General features: G+C 63.9%; 13 protein-coding genes. 8 read left to right on the top strand and 5 right to left on the bottom strand.

Annotation, left to right across the window (positions count from 1 at the left end):
• Positions 1-43: 43 nt before the first annotated feature.
• Positions 44-631, bottom strand: coding sequence for a thymidine kinase (locus ACIQUG_RS09090; protein WP_402319926.1), 588 nt, complete (start codon positions 629-631; stop codon positions 44-46).
• Between the two features lie 249 nt (positions 632-880).
• Here ACIQUG_RS09090 and ACIQUG_RS09095 point away from each other — a divergent pair, with 249 nt between their 5' ends.
• From ACIQUG_RS09095 to ACIQUG_RS09120, 6 genes are all read left to right on the top strand, one after another.
• Positions 881-1,837 carry a choline ABC transporter substrate-binding protein gene (locus ACIQUG_RS09095; protein WP_402319929.1) on the top strand — a complete coding sequence of 319 codons (957 nt, stop codon included), beginning with the start codon at positions 881-883 and terminating at the stop codon, positions 1,835-1,837.
• An 83-nt stretch (positions 1,838-1,920) separates the two neighbouring features.
• Positions 1,921-2,766 (top strand): choline ABC transporter permease subunit, encoded by an 846-nt coding sequence (gene choW / locus ACIQUG_RS09100; protein ID WP_043621105.1) that lies wholly within the window; start codon positions 1,921-1,923, stop codon positions 2,764-2,766.
• Positions 2,763-3,812 (top strand): choline ABC transporter ATP-binding protein, encoded by a 1,050-nt coding sequence (gene choV, locus ACIQUG_RS09105; protein WP_402319932.1) that lies wholly within the window; start codon positions 2,763-2,765, stop codon positions 3,810-3,812. Before choW ends, choV begins: the two co-directional genes overlap by 4 nt.
• Before the next feature lie 91 nt (positions 3,813-3,903).
• Positions 3,904-4,647 (top strand): HugZ family protein, encoded by a 744-nt coding sequence (locus tag ACIQUG_RS09110; protein ID WP_402319935.1) that lies wholly within the window; start codon positions 3,904-3,906, stop codon positions 4,645-4,647.
• Between the two features lie 119 nt (positions 4,648-4,766).
• Entirely contained in the window at positions 4,767-5,111 is a 345-nt protein-coding gene (locus ACIQUG_RS09115) for a helix-turn-helix transcriptional regulator (protein ID WP_043621113.1), read from the top strand.
• A gap of 190 nt (positions 5,112-5,301) precedes the next feature.
• Entirely contained in the window at positions 5,302-6,333 is a 1,032-nt protein-coding gene (locus ACIQUG_RS09120; RefSeq protein WP_402319939.1) for a Gfo/Idh/MocA family protein, read from the top strand.
• Between the two features lie 44 nt (positions 6,334-6,377).
• Here the strand turns inward: ACIQUG_RS09120 and ACIQUG_RS09125 are convergent, their stop codons facing one another.
• Positions 6,378-7,466 (bottom strand): Gfo/Idh/MocA family protein, encoded by a 1,089-nt coding sequence (locus ACIQUG_RS09125; RefSeq protein ID WP_402320642.1) that lies wholly within the window; start codon positions 7,464-7,466, stop codon positions 6,378-6,380.
• Between the two features lie 60 nt (positions 7,467-7,526).
• Entirely contained in the window at positions 7,527-9,779 is a 2,253-nt protein-coding gene (locus ACIQUG_RS09130; protein ID WP_402319942.1) for a glycoside hydrolase family 9 protein, read from the bottom strand.
• A gap of 265 nt (positions 9,780-10,044) precedes the next feature.
• On the opposite strand from ACIQUG_RS09130, the gene ACIQUG_RS09135 reads away from it, so the two are divergent.
• Entirely contained in the window at positions 10,045-11,370 is a 1,326-nt protein-coding gene (locus ACIQUG_RS09135; protein WP_402319945.1) for an aspartate aminotransferase family protein, read from the top strand.
• Positions 11,371-11,503: 133 nt separating this feature from the next.
• Positions 11,504-13,201: an adenine deaminase gene (gene ade / locus ACIQUG_RS09140; protein ID WP_402319948.1), complete on the top strand. Its 1,698-nt coding sequence runs from the start codon at positions 11,504-11,506 to the stop codon at positions 13,199-13,201.
• Positions 13,202-13,214: 13 nt separating this feature from the next.
• Here ade and aac(6') read toward each other — a convergent pair whose 3' ends face one another.
• Positions 13,215-13,679, bottom strand: coding sequence for an aminoglycoside 6'-N-acetyltransferase (gene aac(6'), locus ACIQUG_RS09145; RefSeq protein WP_402319951.1), 465 nt, complete (start codon positions 13,677-13,679; stop codon positions 13,215-13,217).
• A complete protein-coding gene (locus ACIQUG_RS09150) occupies positions 13,679-15,310 on the bottom strand; it encodes an alpha-glucosidase family protein (protein ID WP_402319954.1) in 1,632 nt (543 codons plus the stop codon). The genes aac(6') and ACIQUG_RS09150 overlap by 1 nt, the downstream gene beginning before the upstream one ends.
• Positions 15,311-15,470 lie beyond the last annotated feature (160 nt).

Here is a 15,470-nt window from a genome sequence, read left to right on the forward strand (position 1 = left end):
GGCATCGCGCATGTGGCGGTTTCAAGCCGCCACGACGCCGCACTCACTCGCAGCGCATCAGGTCGTCCCAATGGCGCCGGCAATAGGAGACGTATTTCTCGTTGCCGCCGACTTCGACCTGGGCGCCCTCGTGCACGACCTTGCCCTGCCCGTCCAGGCGCACGACCATCGTCGCCTTGCGGCCGCAATGGCAGATCGTGCGCACCTCGCGCAGTTCGTCGGCAATCGCCAGCAGCGCCATCGAGCCCGGAAAGAGCTTGCCCTGGAAATCCGTGCGCAGGCCATAGGCCATGACCGGAATGCCGATGCGGTCGGCGACGCGGGCAAGCTGCCAGACCTGCCCCTCGTTGAGGAACTGCGCCTCGTCGACGAAGACACAGGCGATCTCGCCTTCACCATCCCGGTGCAGCCGGTCGATCAGCCCGAAGAGATCATCGTCGCCGTGAAAGGGAATGGCGTCCGCGCCGAGACCGATGCGCGAGGAAATGCGGCCGACCCCTCCCCGGTCGTCATGGGCGGCGATCAGCATCACCACGCGCATGCCGCGCTCCTGGTAGTTGTAGGAGGCCTGCAGCAGCATCGTGCTCTTGCCCGCATTCATCGTCGCATAGCTGAAATAGAGTTTGGCCATTGTCACCGCGTCCGGTTTTTCCGTTTTCCGGGTAATGACGAGGCTTGGCCGGGAAGGCCAGAGCCCGTTTGCAGCACCCACAGTTTTTCGGCGGACTAGACCATTTCGTGGACATTGCGACATCGCGCGTCGCATCGTGCACCCCGCCAGCATATTGACGCAATACACTTCCTTCGACATCAAAGCGCTTGAATTCGCTATCCAATGGTGTTTGGCTAAAACAATAATCGAGGCAGGGGAACGACAACGATGAAAAAACGACTCTCTCTCAAACTGATGCTGGCAGGCGCCGTTTCGGTCGTCGCCATCACCGCTCAGCAGGCTGCAGCTGCTGAGCCGGAAAGCTGTGGCACCGTCCGTTTCTCCGACGTCGGATGGACGGATATCACCGCGACCACAGCCACCGTTTCCACCGTTCTCAAGGGCCTCGGCTACCAGACGGACATCAAGGTTCTCTCGGTTCCGGTCACCTACACCTCGCTCAAGAACAAGGACATCGACGTCTTCCTCGGCAACTGGATGCCGACCCAGGAAAACGATGTACGTCCCTTCCTCGACGACAAGTCGGTCGAATCCTTCGGGCCGAACCTGGTCGGTGCCAAATATACGCTCGCGACCAACGCCAAGGGCGCCGAGCTCGGCATCAAGGACTTCAAGGACATCGCCGCCAAGAAGACCGAACTCGACAGCAAGATCTATGGCATCGAGCCAGGCAATGACGGCAACCGCCTGATCATCGACATGGTCGACAAGGACACCTTCGGCCTCAAGGGCTTCGAGGTTGTCGAATCCTCCGAACAGGGCATGCTGGCGCAGGTCGCCCGCGCCGAAAAGGACGGAGCGCCGGTCGTCTTCCTTGGCTGGGAACCGCATCCGATGAACGCCAACTTCAAGCTCACCTACCTCTCGGGCGGCGACGACATCTTCGGCGCCAACTTCGGCGGTGCGGAAGTCTTCACCAACGTGCGCGCCGGTTACACCACCGAATGCCCGAACGTCGGCAAGCTTTTGACGAACCTCAAGTTCTCGCTCCAGATGGAAAACGAGATCATGGGCAAGATCCTGAACGACGGCCAGGAGCCGGACAAGGCAGCTGCGGAATGGCTGAAGGCCAACCCGACCGTCGTCGATCCGTGGCTCGCCGGCGTGACCGCCAAGGATGGCGGCGACGGCCTGGCCGCAGTCAAGGCCGCACTCGGCCTCTGATCGGCATCAAGGCGGGGGAAATCCCCGCCTTTTTTCACCGCGTCATGCGCCCCTTTTTGACCTGACGAGACGGATTTACCTTCGTGGAATATCTGACCGAGAACCGCATCCCCATCGGGGGCTGGGCCAAGGCATTCGTCGACTGGCTGACGACGAATTTCGATTTCTTCTTCGACCAGCTCGCCCGCTTCCTTCAGGCCGTCGCCGATACGCTGCTTTGGGTCCTTTACGCCCCCCACCCGCTGATCGTCGTGGCCGTCATCACCGGGCTCGCCTGGTGGTTCCGCCGCTCGATCGGCATAACGCTGTTCACCGGCCTTGGCCTGCTCCTGATCATCAACCAGGGCTACTGGAAGGAAACGACGGAAACGCTGGCGCTTGTGCTCGCCGCCACTGCCGTGAGCATGGCCGTCGGGGTGCCGCTCGGCATCGCCGCCGCCCGTCGCCCCTGGGTCTATGCCGTCATGCGACCGATCCTCGACCTGATGCAGACGATCCCGACCTTCGTCTATCTGATACCGGCGCTGATCCTGTTTGGTCTCGGCATGGTTCCGGGCCTGATCGCCACGGTCATCTTCGCCATCCCCGCACCGATCCGGCTGACGCGCCTCGGCATCATATCGACGCCGCCGTCGCTGGTGGAAGCCGCACAGGCCTTTGGCGCGACGCCGGGACAGGTGCTGCGCAAAGTGGAGCTGCCCTTTGCCATGCCACAGATCATGGCCGGCCTGACCCAGACCATCATGCTGTCGCTATCGATGGTGGTCATCGCCGCGCTCGTCGGCGCCAGCGGCCTCGGCGTTCCGGTCGTGAGAGCCTTGAACACGGTCAACATCGCCAAGGGCTTTGAAGCCGGCCTTTGCATCGTCATCCTGGCGATCATTCTCGACCGCCTTTTCCGCTCGTCCGACGAAGGAGAAGGCGCATGACCAACGCCGTCGTATTCAAGAACGTCGACATCATCTTCGGCAACAACCCGCAGGTCGCGCTGCAGATGGTCGACCAGGGCAAGACCCGCGACGAGATCGGCGCTGCGACCGGCCTCGTGCTCGGCGTTGCCGGCGCCTCACTCGAAATCACCGAGGGCGAGATCCTGGTGCTGATGGGCCTTTCGGGGTCGGGCAAATCGACGCTGCTTCGCGCCGTCAACGGCCTTGCGCCGGTCGTGCGCGGCGAGGTCGAGGTCAAGACTGCGAACGGGCCGCTCAATCCCTATCGAACCAATGCGAAGTCGCTGCGCGACTTCCGCATGCACACGGTCTCGATGGTGTTTCAGCAGTTCGCACTCCTGCCGTGGCGCACCGTCGCCGACAATGTCGGCTTCGGGCTCGAGCTTGCCGGCATGCCGGATGCCGAGCGCAAGGCGCGCGTCGGCGAGCAGCTCGAACTCGTCAATCTCTCGAAATGGGCGGGCCGCAAGGTCAACGAGCTTTCGGGCGGCATGCAGCAGCGCGTCGGCCTTGCCCGCGCCTTTGCGACCGGCGCACCGATCCTTCTGATGGACGAGCCGTTCTCGGCCCTCGACCCCCTGATCCGCACCCGCCTGCAGGACGAGTTGCTGGAGTTCCAGCGGCGGCTGAAGAAGACGATCATCTTCGTCAGCCACGATCTCGACGAGGCCTTTCGCATCGGCAACCGCATCGCCATCATGGAGGGCGGGCGCATCATCCAGTGCGGCACGCCGCAGGATATCGTCAAGAACCCGGCGAACCAGTACGTCGCCGATTTCGTCCAGCACATGAACCCGATCACCATGCTGACGGCGAAAGACGTGATGCAGACCGGCGTCCAGCGCGGGGTGACGGTTGCCGGCGTAACAGCGACGGCCAAGCCGACGACACCGCTCGTCGACATTCTCGACGCCATGTCCCGCCAGCCGGGCAGCATCGGGGTCGTCGACAACGGTTCCGTCGTCGGCACCATCGACGCCCAGGATATCGTGCAAGGGTTGACGCGCCACCGCAACAAAAGTTGACGGCGCCCCTCAACAAGCCAATAAAGCCCGGAGCGTCGTTCCGGGCTTTTTCGTCCCGGCGACGACCGCATGGCAGGAAAAGGGAAAGACCATGAGCGACAAGCCGAACGTTTTGCGCGACACCGACGACGAAGCCCGCACGCTGGCCCGCACGCTTCTGCGCGGCGCGCGCAGCGCATCGCTTGCGGCGATCGAGCCGGACAGCGGCGGCTTCCCCTTCGTCAGCCGCGTGCTCGTCGGCGTGGATGTCGACGGGGTTCCTGTCATCCTGATCTCGAAACTGTCGACCCACACCCAGGCGCTGCTGGCCGACGCCAGGGCTTCACTGTTGACGGGTGAACCCGGCAAGGGCGACCCGCTCGCCCATCCTCGCCTGACCGTACAATGCACGGCCGAACAGGTAGCGCGCGACAGCGAGGCGCATGTCCGAATCCGCGAGCGATTCGTTCGCCGCCACCCCAAGTCGAAGCTTTACGTCGATTTTCCCGATTTCGGCTTCTTCCGGCTGACGCCGTTGCGTGCCAGCCTCAACGGAGGCTTCGGCCGCGCCTATGTTCTGACCGCCGGGGACCTGCTGATCGACACGCCCGCCGTCGCTTCGCTCGCCGCGATGGAGGCGAACGCGATCGATCATATGAATACGGATCATTCTGACGCAGTTCAGCGCTATGCGGTGACGCTTTGCAAAGCGCCGGAAGGCAACTGGAAAGTGGTGGGTATCGACGCCGCAGGGCTCGATCTTGCAGATGGCGATCAGCTAAAACGCCTTGAGTTCCCGACACCTATCGAAGAAAGTTCCAATTTACGGGCAATTTTGCGTGAACTTAACGGTTAATCGCGGGAGAAGTACCCCCATTTCTTGCAGTGGGTGGTTGCCCTTTTATGCATCACGACTAATTATCGTGCTTCGTCAACCATAACTACGTGTGATGTAATTTTCGCATGGAGCACGCAATGCAGCCACTTTCGCCTGAAAAACACGATGAAGCCGAGGTAGCAGCCGGTTTCCTCTCGGCCATGGCAAACCCTAAGCGCCTACTCATCCTCGATTCCCTCGTCAAGGAAGAGATGGCGGTCGGCGCATTGGCCAACAAGGTTGGGCTGAGCCAATCGGCTCTCTCCCAGCATCTTTCTAAGCTCCGTGCTCAGAATCTCGTCAGCACCCGTCGCGATGCGCAGACGATTTACTATTCTAGCTCATCCGACGCGGTCATGCGGATTCTAGGCACGCTCAATCAAATCTACGGTGACGACCAGATCGCCACTGCAGAAAAGACTCCGGTCCGCAAATCGGCCTGATACTCGGTCCGCATCTGCGGACCCGTTCAAACAGCCCCACACGAGAAATCGCGCGGGGCTTATTCTTTGGCGGATAGTCTTCCCGATTTGCACGTGAAAGGTGCCGGCGTTCGCCGGCATTTACCGAGCCTTGAGACTTCCGGGGCACGATGCGCCGCGACAGAAAAAGCCGGAAAGCGGACATCGGGATATGCGTGACAAGGTCCGCTGGGGCATCGCCGGAACCGGCACGATCGCAAACAGTTTTGCCGCAGACTTCCGCTTCGCACCCCATGCGAGCCTTGTCGCCGTCTCATCCCGCAGCGCGCAGAAGGCCGAGAGCTTCGCTGCGCGTTTCGGCGGCCTGCGCAGCTATCAGGGTATCGAGGCACTGGCCGCCGCTCCCGATATCGACGCGATCTATATCGCCTCACCCAATGCCGAGCACCTTCAACAGGCCACCCTGGCGTTCGCCGCCGGCAAGGCCGTTCTGGTCGAAAAGCCGCTGACGACGTCGTCGGCCGACGCGCGCGCGCTCGTAAACGCCGCCGGGAGCACCTTTGCCATGGAGGCGCTCTGGACCTGTTTTCTTCCGGCGATTTCGCGGCTTCGCGAGTTGCTCGCTGTCGGAACGCTCGGCACGATCCGCCATGTCCGGGCGGAACTCGCCTATGAGAAACCGTTCGACGCCGGCAGCCGGTTCTTCGATCCGGCGCTCGGCGGCGGGTCGCTGCTCGACCTCGGCATTTATCCGATCGCCCTTTGCCTCAATCTGTTCGGAGACCCCACGTCCGTCGACGGCTCGTGGAAGCGCGCGCCGACCGGCGTCGACACTTCGGCCAAGCTCAAGCTGGCCTATGACGGCTTTAGCGCTGCGCTCGGCTGCGGCTTCGATCGAAACGGCCACAATCGCTTCGTCATCGAGGGCGAGCGGGGCACGCTGGTGATCGACGCGCCGTTTCTGAAGGCAAGCCGCCTCTTCGTTTCCACCGGCGGACCGGCGCGCAAGCTGCTGGCTTTCAACGGAAAAGCGGCCTACCGGCTGGCCCGGTATCTCCCCCTGCCCGGCCTCACCCGCCACGATCATCACTTCCCCGGAAGCGGCCTGCAATTCGAGATCGAGGCGGCAAGTTCAGCCATTATCGAGGGTCGCGGCGAACATCCGTCGATGCCGCTATCGGCCAGCATAAAGGCCCTGGAAATCATCGAGACGATCCGCGCAAAGACGCCTGACGCCGGATAAGCCTGCGCCGAAACGGAGCGGAAGCAGTGCCGACGCTGCGCCGCTTAGAGATCGAGCGGACGGTAGTCCCGCCAGCCGCCGTTGAGCGCCAACACCACTTCCGTCAGATGTCGTGCCGTCGCGCCGGAGAAGAACGGTGTCTCGCCGCGCTCGATCGCCTGCGCCTGCACCGCGATGCCGCGCACGAAATCGATCTGCGACGGAAAGGCCGGAAGCGCCCTTGCCGCCGGCCCCGGCGGATAGGGCATCTTCGTTCCGGGATAGAGCCGAAGTGGAAGCTTGCTGCCAAGTTTCCACTCCAGCCAGTCGAGCCCGCGGTGAAGAAGCGGCCGCTTCGCCCCGAAGGTCTCCAGATGGATCGGCGAACGATTGTCCCAGAGATCGCGAACGGAGATCAGGCCCTTGTCACCGATGATCGTCAGCGAGCGGTCGCGCGGCGCCGCCAGGCCACAGGTGACCCGCGCCGTCACACCGGAGCGGAACGTCAGGCAACCCACGGAAAAATCGGGCCCGAGCGCCAGCGTCTCGGTCCCCGGCCCCTTGTCCGGAAAGGTGAGCGCCGAGACCGCGCTGACTTCGGCGACCGGGCCGAACAGCGAGACCAGCCAGCTTGCCGCATAGCCGGCATGCTCGAGCGTGCATCCGACCTCGAACTCGTGCACGCCCGGCCAGCGCGCGCCCGAGCGGCTGCGCCAGGCGCGCCAGTTGGCCTTGAACACCGGGCCATCTTCCATCTCGGCATAGACAAGCCGCGGCGTGCCGATGGCGCCGCCCGCAAGCAGACGGGCGCAAAGCGCCTGCGCGTCGCTGAGGCCATTGGCCGGCGCGCCGACAAGCAGCAGCCCCTTGGCCTTCGCCAGATCGACGAGTTCGCTCGCCTCCTCCACCGTCATCGCCAGCGGCTTCTCGCAATAGACGTGCTTTCCGGCCGAGAGCGCTCTGCAATTTACGGTATAGTGGCTCTCCGGAGTGGTCAGATTGACGACGATCGACACCGCGGGGTCGGAAAGCACGGCGTCCAGCGAGGCAAAGGGCGAAACCTTCCAGTAGCGCGCAAACGCGTCGAGACGCTCGGCATCGCGGTCCCAGACGCCGACGAGCCGCAGCTCCGGATGGTTGGCGAGCGTCGTCATGTAATAGTCGGCGACGAAGCCGGTTCCGACAAAGGCAATCCCGGTCACGCTTTCAGTCTCCTATCGCGCGTCGGCCAGGAACGACGCGACATAAACGAGCGGCGCATTCCAGTTGATGGCGATTTCGTTGGACCCATAGGCTTCGATATCGTCGACATAACAGGTCTGCGGCGCGCAGCCGCGCAGCCGCTCCCTGGCGATGTCGTCGACAAAGGTCGAGTTCGGGCCGCCGGCAAGCGAGCCGACGGGCGGATTTGGCAACTGCGGATCGCGTTGACGGGCATACCAGCGGCTGTGCTGGTTCTGCGGCGAGCGGCTGCCATATCCGGTTATGTAGGAAAGCCCCATCGCGTTGCGCCCGAGGATATAGTCCATGCCCTCGCGCGCACCGTCGAGAAAGACCCTGTCGCCGGAGAGATCATAGGCGGCCGACAGCACGACGATGTTCTGCAGCATCAACTGGTTCGATCCCCAGTCGTAGCGCCTGTTTTCCGGTCGGTAGACAATGCCGAAGCTCTCGGCCTGCTGCACGGACAAAAGGCGCTGCGCCGCCGACACCACCGAACTGCCGATCGCTTCGCGGTCCGCCGCCGGCAAGGCTTTGCCATAAAGGGCGAGTTGCAGCCGCGCGAAGCCGGCAACGTCGCGCCAGTTGAAGGCGCCGCCGGGCGAAAACACATCCGCCTCCCAGAGCGGCGAGGCCCGCAGGGTCTTAAGATATTCGCCGTTGCCGGTCGTCAGATAGAGTTCGGTCGCCGCCCAGAAGAGCTCGTCGGAAATGCTGTCGTCGTCGTAGTCGCCACCGCCGCCGAACCCGTCGGACTTTGGCGCAAGAAGTGCGGGATTGGCATTGGCCGCCACCCACGCCTTGCGCGCCGCCGAAAGCAGCCGGGCGGAAAATGTCGGGTTGTGTTCGGCAAAGAGCCGCGCGCCCTGGGCCGCCACTGCCGCGACATCGAGCGTCGCCGCCGTCGAGGGACGGTAGAGCGCGCGCGGTTGCGGGTCGTCGCCCGGCAGCATCGGTGCGGCGGTCCAGGCCGTATCATGGATCTTATGGTGCACCATCCCAGCAAGCGGCTCCCCATCCGGGACCATCATCCGCAGCAGGAATTCCAGCTCCCAACGCGCCTCATCCAGAATGTCCGGGAGGCCATTGCCGTTTTCCGGAATGCGCGAGAGCCCGTCGCGGGTCACCGCCGATTTCGGCGCAAAGGTCAGGCCGCGTTCGTAGGTGGCAAGCAGTTGGGCGGCAGCCAGCGCGCCGGTCACCGCATATTTGCCGTGGTCGCCGGCGTCGTACCAGCCGCCGGTGACGTCCAGTTGATAGGAACAGGACCAGCCGCCATAGAGCGCGTCGGCCTGCGCGCCGCCAAGGCACGGAACCGCCTTGTCGCCCTGGTTGGGCGCGACGCCGACGTGACCGGCCGGCCGGGCATAGGCCTTGCCGGCGATCGCGCCCTTGATCTCGATCCCGCTTCGTTGCGGGTAGAACCAGGACAGCGCATCGATCCGCAGCCGCGTATAGAGATCCTCGCCGATCGAAAAGCGGTCGCTCGCCCAGTCGCCGGACACGAGACGATAGCCATCCCCCGGCGTCTTGAACGCTGAGAAGTCCGCAACCTGCGTCTCGACGCCGGCGGTCGGATCGAAGCCATGGGGCTGCGTCTTGCCCTTGCCGACCATCCTGTCCGCAGAATCCAGCAGCTGAAAATCGATGGGGTGCTTCGCGTCGGCGACGAAGGTCGCCCGCTTCGGGCCATCCGTCAGATAGCCGAGCTGGTTGACGCGAATGGCCGGCTCTTCGGCTGCCCGCCGCGCCGCCGGCGAACGGGCCCCGGTCGCCACCAGCGAGATGTCGTCGAGACAGACGCGGCCGCCCTCGCCGCCGCCAAGCGGAAACACGAGCTGCGCTTCGTCCGGTTCCTGGCCTGCAAATTCCGCCGAAAAAAGGCTACCCTCCGGCGTGCCTTCCATCGTGAATTCGTCCACCGTGGTCCAGGGATCGGCAGCGCGCTGCACCCTTGCCTGGACGCTGCGCGCAGGCTCAGCGAGCACCTTCATCGACAGGCGGTAGATCCGACCGGGCTCGAGCTTCAAACCGTTGGTGCCGATGAGCTGGCTCCAGGCTTCGCCACCCCGCGCAACCTCGACGCAAAGCCGGCCTTTCTCGCGCGCGAGCGTCAGCCCGTCGCTTGCCCAGAACGTGTCCTGTCCCTTGTCAAAGTGGCCGTCAGCAATCTGTTCGGCGCCCCTTGCCAGGCCCGGCAGGAAGAGCACGGCAATCGCCGCGTGTGCTATCCCGAACCTCGACACGTTTCTAACTCCGAACTCGCCGGTCATCCAAAAGGCGCCACGGAGCCGACAAGCCATGGCAGCAGAGCGTTGCCGCAAACAAGTTAAGCTTGAGAAAAGATCCGGCGGCGTGGCGAAATTTCGCTGTTGCCAAGCCCCGTCCAAGACCCGTCGGCCGGACCGGCGCGAGGCTTGACGCGCCCCGGTGCCCTGATAGTTTGACCAAAGGGTAAAAATATGGGCGGCAGCACCGCCCGGACGACAAGAGAGACCGAGGAGAACTGGAATGTCGAACCGCCTTAACACGCCGAACGACCTGCGCGCCTTCTGGATGCCGTTCACTGCGAACCGGCAGTTCAAGAAGGAGCCGCGGATGTTCGTCGGCGCCAAGGACATGCACTACACGACCCATGACGGCCGCACGGTACTGGACGGCACGGCGGGTCTGTGGTGCGTGAACGCCGGCCATTGTCGCCCGAAGATCACCGAGGCGATCCGTGCGCAGGCGGGCGAACTCGACTATGCGCCGGCCTTCCAGCTCGGCCACCCCAAGGCCTTCGAACTGGCAAACCGCCTGGTCGACATCGCGCCCGAGGGCATGAACCACGTTCTCTACACCAACTCCGGCTCGGAATCGGTGGATACGGCGCTGAAGGTGGCACTCGCCTATCACCGCGCCAAGGGTGATGGCTCACGCTTCCGCCTGATCGGCCGCGAGCGCGGCTATCATGGCGTCAATTTCGGCGGTATCTCGGTCGGCGGCATCGTCTCCAACCGCAAGATGTTCGGCACGTTGCTCACCGGCGTCGACCACATGCCGCACACCCACCTGCCGGCCAAGAATGCCTTTACCCGCGGCGAGCCGGAACATGGCGGCGATATCGCCACGGAACTCGAGCGCATCGTCACCCTGCATGACGCGTCCACAATCGCAGCCGTGATCGTCGAGCCGGTCGCCGGTTCCACCGGCGTGCTGATCCCGCCGAAGGGCTACCTGCAGAAGCTGCGCGAGATCTGCACCAAGCACGGCATCCTGCTGATTTTCGACGAAGTCATCACCGGTTTCGGCCGCCTCGGCACGCCGTTTGCCGCGCAGTATTTCGACGTCAAGCCCGACATCATCACCACCGCCAAGGGCCTGACCAACGGCGTCATCCCGATGGGCGCGGTCTTTGTCACCTCCGAGATCCATGACGCGTTCATGAACGGCCCGGAGCACATGATCGAGTTCTTCCACGGCTACACCTATTCGGGCAACCCGATCGCCTCGGCCGCTGCCCTCGGCACGCTCGACACCTACAAGGAAGAGGGCCTGTTGACCCGTGCCGCCGAGCTTGCGCCCTACTGGGAGGAAGGCCTGCACTCGCTGAGAGACTGCCCGCATGTCATCGACATCCGCAACCTGGGCCTGATCGGCGCAATCGAGCTGCAGCCGATCGCCGGCGAGCCGACGAAGCGCGCCTTCTCCGCCTTCCTCAAGGCCTATGAGAGCGGTCTGTTGATCCGCACCACCGGCGACATCATCGCGCTGTCGCCGCCGCTGATTATCTCCAAGGCCGAGATCGACGAGCTCTTTGGCAAGCTGCGCGCGGTTCTCAACAGCAATATCTAAGCGGGCCTCACCGAGACCATCAGAACCCTTCCCCCGGCAACGGGGGAAGGGTTACTCTTATCTGCAACAATGAAACCAGGCGTCGTCCCACCGAGAGAGCATCCGGGGCGCGTATAAGAAATGGAGTTGCCTCATGTCCGAAGCGCTGGAACGCTATATCGATCAGGGCGTCGGACGCGAGCCCGCAGACATCGTCCTGAAGGGCGGGCGGTTCTTCGATCTCGTCACCGGCGAACTCGTCGCCTCCGACATCGCGATCTCGGGCGACCGCATCGTCGGTACCTTCGGCAGCTACGAGGGGCGCGAGGAAATCGACATCACCGGCCGCATCGTCGTGCCGGGCTTCATCGACACCCATCTGCACATCGAATCCTCGCTGGTCACGCCGCACGAGTTCGACCGTTGCGTCCTGCCGCTCGGCATCACCACCGTCGTCTGCGACCCGCACGAGATCGCCAATGTGCTCGGCACCGAGGGCATCGAGTATTTCCTCGATTCCGCACTCGAAACGATCATGGACATCCGCGTCCAGCTTTCCTCCTGCGTACCGGCAACGCATCTGGAAACGTCGGGCGCCGACCTGCCGATCGAAAGGCTCCTGCCCTTCCGGCATCACCCGAAAGTCATCGGCCTCGCCGAGTTCATGAACTTCCCCGGCGTGGTGCACAAGGATCCGGTCTGCCTTGCCAAGCTCGAGGCCTTCCAGGGCGCGCATATCGACGGCCACGCGCCGCTCCTGTCGGGCAAGGATTTGAACGGCTATCTCGCAGCCGGCATACGCACCGACCATGAATGCACCAGCGCCGAAGAAGCCATGGAGAAGATCCGCAAAGGCATGCACATCCTCGTGCGCGAGGGGTCGGTCTCCAAGGACCTGCATGCGCTGATGCCGATCATCACCGAGCGGCTGTCGCCGCACCTGGCGCTCTGCACCGATGATCGCAACCCGCTCGATATCGCCGAGCAGGGCCATCTCGACCACATGATCCGCACGGCCATATCCGCCGGCGTCGAGCCGCTCGCAATCTATCGCGCCGCCTCGATCTCGGCCGCCCGCGCCTTCGGCCTGCGCGACCGCGGCCTCGTCGCCCCCGGCTGGCGCGCCGATCTCGTGGTCATCGACAGCCTGGAAAACTGCAAGGCCGAGACGGTGTTTTCCGGTGGCCGGCGCGTCACCGGTGCACTCTTTGCCACCCGCAATCCGGTCGCCCCGGTCGGGCTCGACAGCGTCAAGGCGGGCCATGTCCACGCCAGCGCCTTCGGCATTCCGGTCGCTGACGGCGACACGTCGGTCATCGGCGTTCTGCCGGGCAAGATCATTACCGAGCACCGCCGCTATCGCCTGCCTGCCGTCGGCAACCAGACGGGCGTCGATCTCGGCCGCGACATCATCAAGGTCGCCGTCATCGAGCGCCACGGCGTCAACGGCAACCATGCCAACGGCTTCGTTCAAGGCTTCGGACTGAAAAAGGGCGCCATCGCCTCGACCGTCGGCCATGACAGCCACAACATCTGCGTGGTCGGTGTCAGCGACGAGGACATGGCGATCGCCGCCAACCGGCTCGGCGAGATCAAGGGCGGCTTCGTCGTCGTCGAGGATGGCAAGGTGACCGGCGAGATCGCGCTTCCGGTCGCAGGCCTGATGAGCCTTGAGCCCTATGAGAGCGTGCGCGACACGCTGCACCATCTGAGGCAGGCCGCCTTCGCGCTCGGCGCGACGCTGGAGGAACCCTTCCTGCAACTCGCCTTCCTGCCGCTGCCGGTCATCCCGCATCTGAAGATCTCGGATCGCGGCCTGGTCGACGTCGACAAGTTCATGCTGATCGGGTGATTGGCGGCAGTGCTCAGTTGTCGGCCACGGCGGGCGAGAGTTCCTTGCGGAAATAGACGACGCGCTCCGTCTCCTCGAAGCCGAGCGCCATGTGCAGGCTCTGGCTCCGCAGATTGTCGGTCGCCGTGTCGGAGGCAAGTTCCTGGCAGCCCCGGCTCGTTGCCCAGCGTTCGACCGCGGTGATCAGGGCGCGCGCCACGCCGCGGCGGCGGTAGGCGGGCAACACGTAAATGCCTTCGAGGAAGCCGACGGGCGAGGTCTCGCAGCCGTTGACATAATCGTGGCGGATCGACGCTTCGGCGAAACCGGCAGCAACGCCGGCTTCGTCCTCGCACAGGAACGAAGCATAGCGGTCGCCCTCCGCAAGACAGGATTCGACCTCGGCGCGATGATCCGCGGCGGGGGTATCCGGCCAGAGCGCCACGCGCATCTCGACCCAGCGGCCGATGGCCTCATCATCCATCAACAATACGCGCATCAGTATTTCCCTGCGAAGACCGACAGTCCGGCAACCCTGATGCTACCGGCTTCCAGCCGCGCCGGATATCCGGGCAATTCCAGGGGCTCGACCGCAGCGGGCGCCGGAAACTCCAGGGGTTCCCGGGTGAGGTTGAAAACGAAGAGCATCCGTTCGCCGTCCTTCTCGCGTACAAAGGCGAGCAGGTCGCTGTTGGTGTCGAGGAACCGCATCGTGCCATCGCTGAGCGCTGGCTGCGACCGGCGGAAGGCGAGCGTCGCCCTATAGTGATCGAGCACCGTGTCACCGGCTTGCTGGGCGTCGACCGACAGGCGCCGATGGTCCTCGGGCACCGGCAGCCACGACTTGCCGCCGGTGAAACCGGCATTCACAGCGTTCTCTTCCCAAACCATCGGTGTGCGGCATCCGTCGCGGCCCTTGTAGGAGGGCCAGAAACGAATGCCATAGGGATCGCGCAGGTCCTCGAAGGCCAGCTCGGCCTCCGGCAGTCCCAGTTCCTCGCCCTGATAAAGGCAGATCGAGCCGCGCAAGGCGGAAAGCAGCGTGATCGCCAGCCGCGCCACCCTCTCCCTCTCCGCTTCGTTGCGGGCAAAGCGGCTGACATGGCGTGTCACGTCGTGGTTGGAAAAGGCCCAGCAGACCCAGCCGTCGGTCACCGCCTTCTGGAAATTCTCGACGCAGCGGCGGATATGGGCCGCGGTGAAATCCGGGCCCAGGAGGTCAAAGGTGTAGCACATGTTAAGCTTGTCGCCGCCGCTGGTATAGGCGGCCACGGTCTTCAGCGAACGGGCGCCGTCGCCCACTTCACCAACGGTCATACGGCCCTCGTAGAGATCGAGCAAAGCCCGGAACCGCGCGAGGAAGGCGATGTTTTCCGGTTGGCTCTTGTCGTAGAGATGATCCTGCATGCCATAGGGGTTCACGTCAGGTGCGTCGTTGCTGGTGGCATCCGGATCGGGAATGAGCGGCGGGTTGTCGCGCAGGTGCTTGTCGTGGAAGTAGAAATTCACCGTATCGAGGCGGAAGCCGTCGACACCGCGGTCGAGCCAGAAGCGCGCGGCATCGAGCACCGCGTCCTGAACTTCGGGATTGTGGAAGTTGAGATCCGGCTGCGAGCCCAGGAAGTTGTGCATGTAGTATTGCTTGCGCACGCCATCCCACTCCCAGGCCGGCCCGCCGAAGATCGACAGCCAGTTGTTGGGCGCGGTGCCGTCCGGCTTCGGATCGGCCCAGACATACCAGTCCGCTTTCGCGTTGGTTCGGCTGGAGCGGCTTTCGATAAACCAGGGATGGCGATCGGACGTGTGGGAGATCACCTGGTCGATGATCACCTTCAGGCCGAGACGATGGGCTTCGCCAAGCATTGCGTCGAAATCGGCGAGCGTGCCGAACATCGGGTCGACGTCGCAATAGTCCGAGACGTCATAGCCCATGTCGGCCTGCGGCGAGGTGAAGAACGGCGACAGCCAGATCGCATCGACGCCGAGCGAAGCTATATGCGGCAGCCTGCGGGTTACGCCCTTGAGATCGCCGATGCCGTCGTCGTCGGTATCCTGGAACGAACGCGGATAGACCTGATAGATCGCCGCACCGCGCCACCAATCGCCACCCGATACCTGCCGAGACGCCATGTAAGCCCCCTGAAGACGGTCTGTCGCGCAAAGGTGTAGCGTTGCCCGGCGCTGGAGTAAACGCCGTTCGCCGCCTCTCCCCCGCCATGTCCAAATGCCGCCGGGAAACAATCTCTTGCCGAGAACCGCCAAGCCCCTTATCCCCTCTCAGGCAAAAATC

Origin of the sequence: Ensifer sp. NPDC090286 (genome assembly GCF_044769565.1) — a bacterium.
GTDB lineage: Bacteria > Pseudomonadota > Alphaproteobacteria > Rhizobiales > Rhizobiaceae > Ensifer.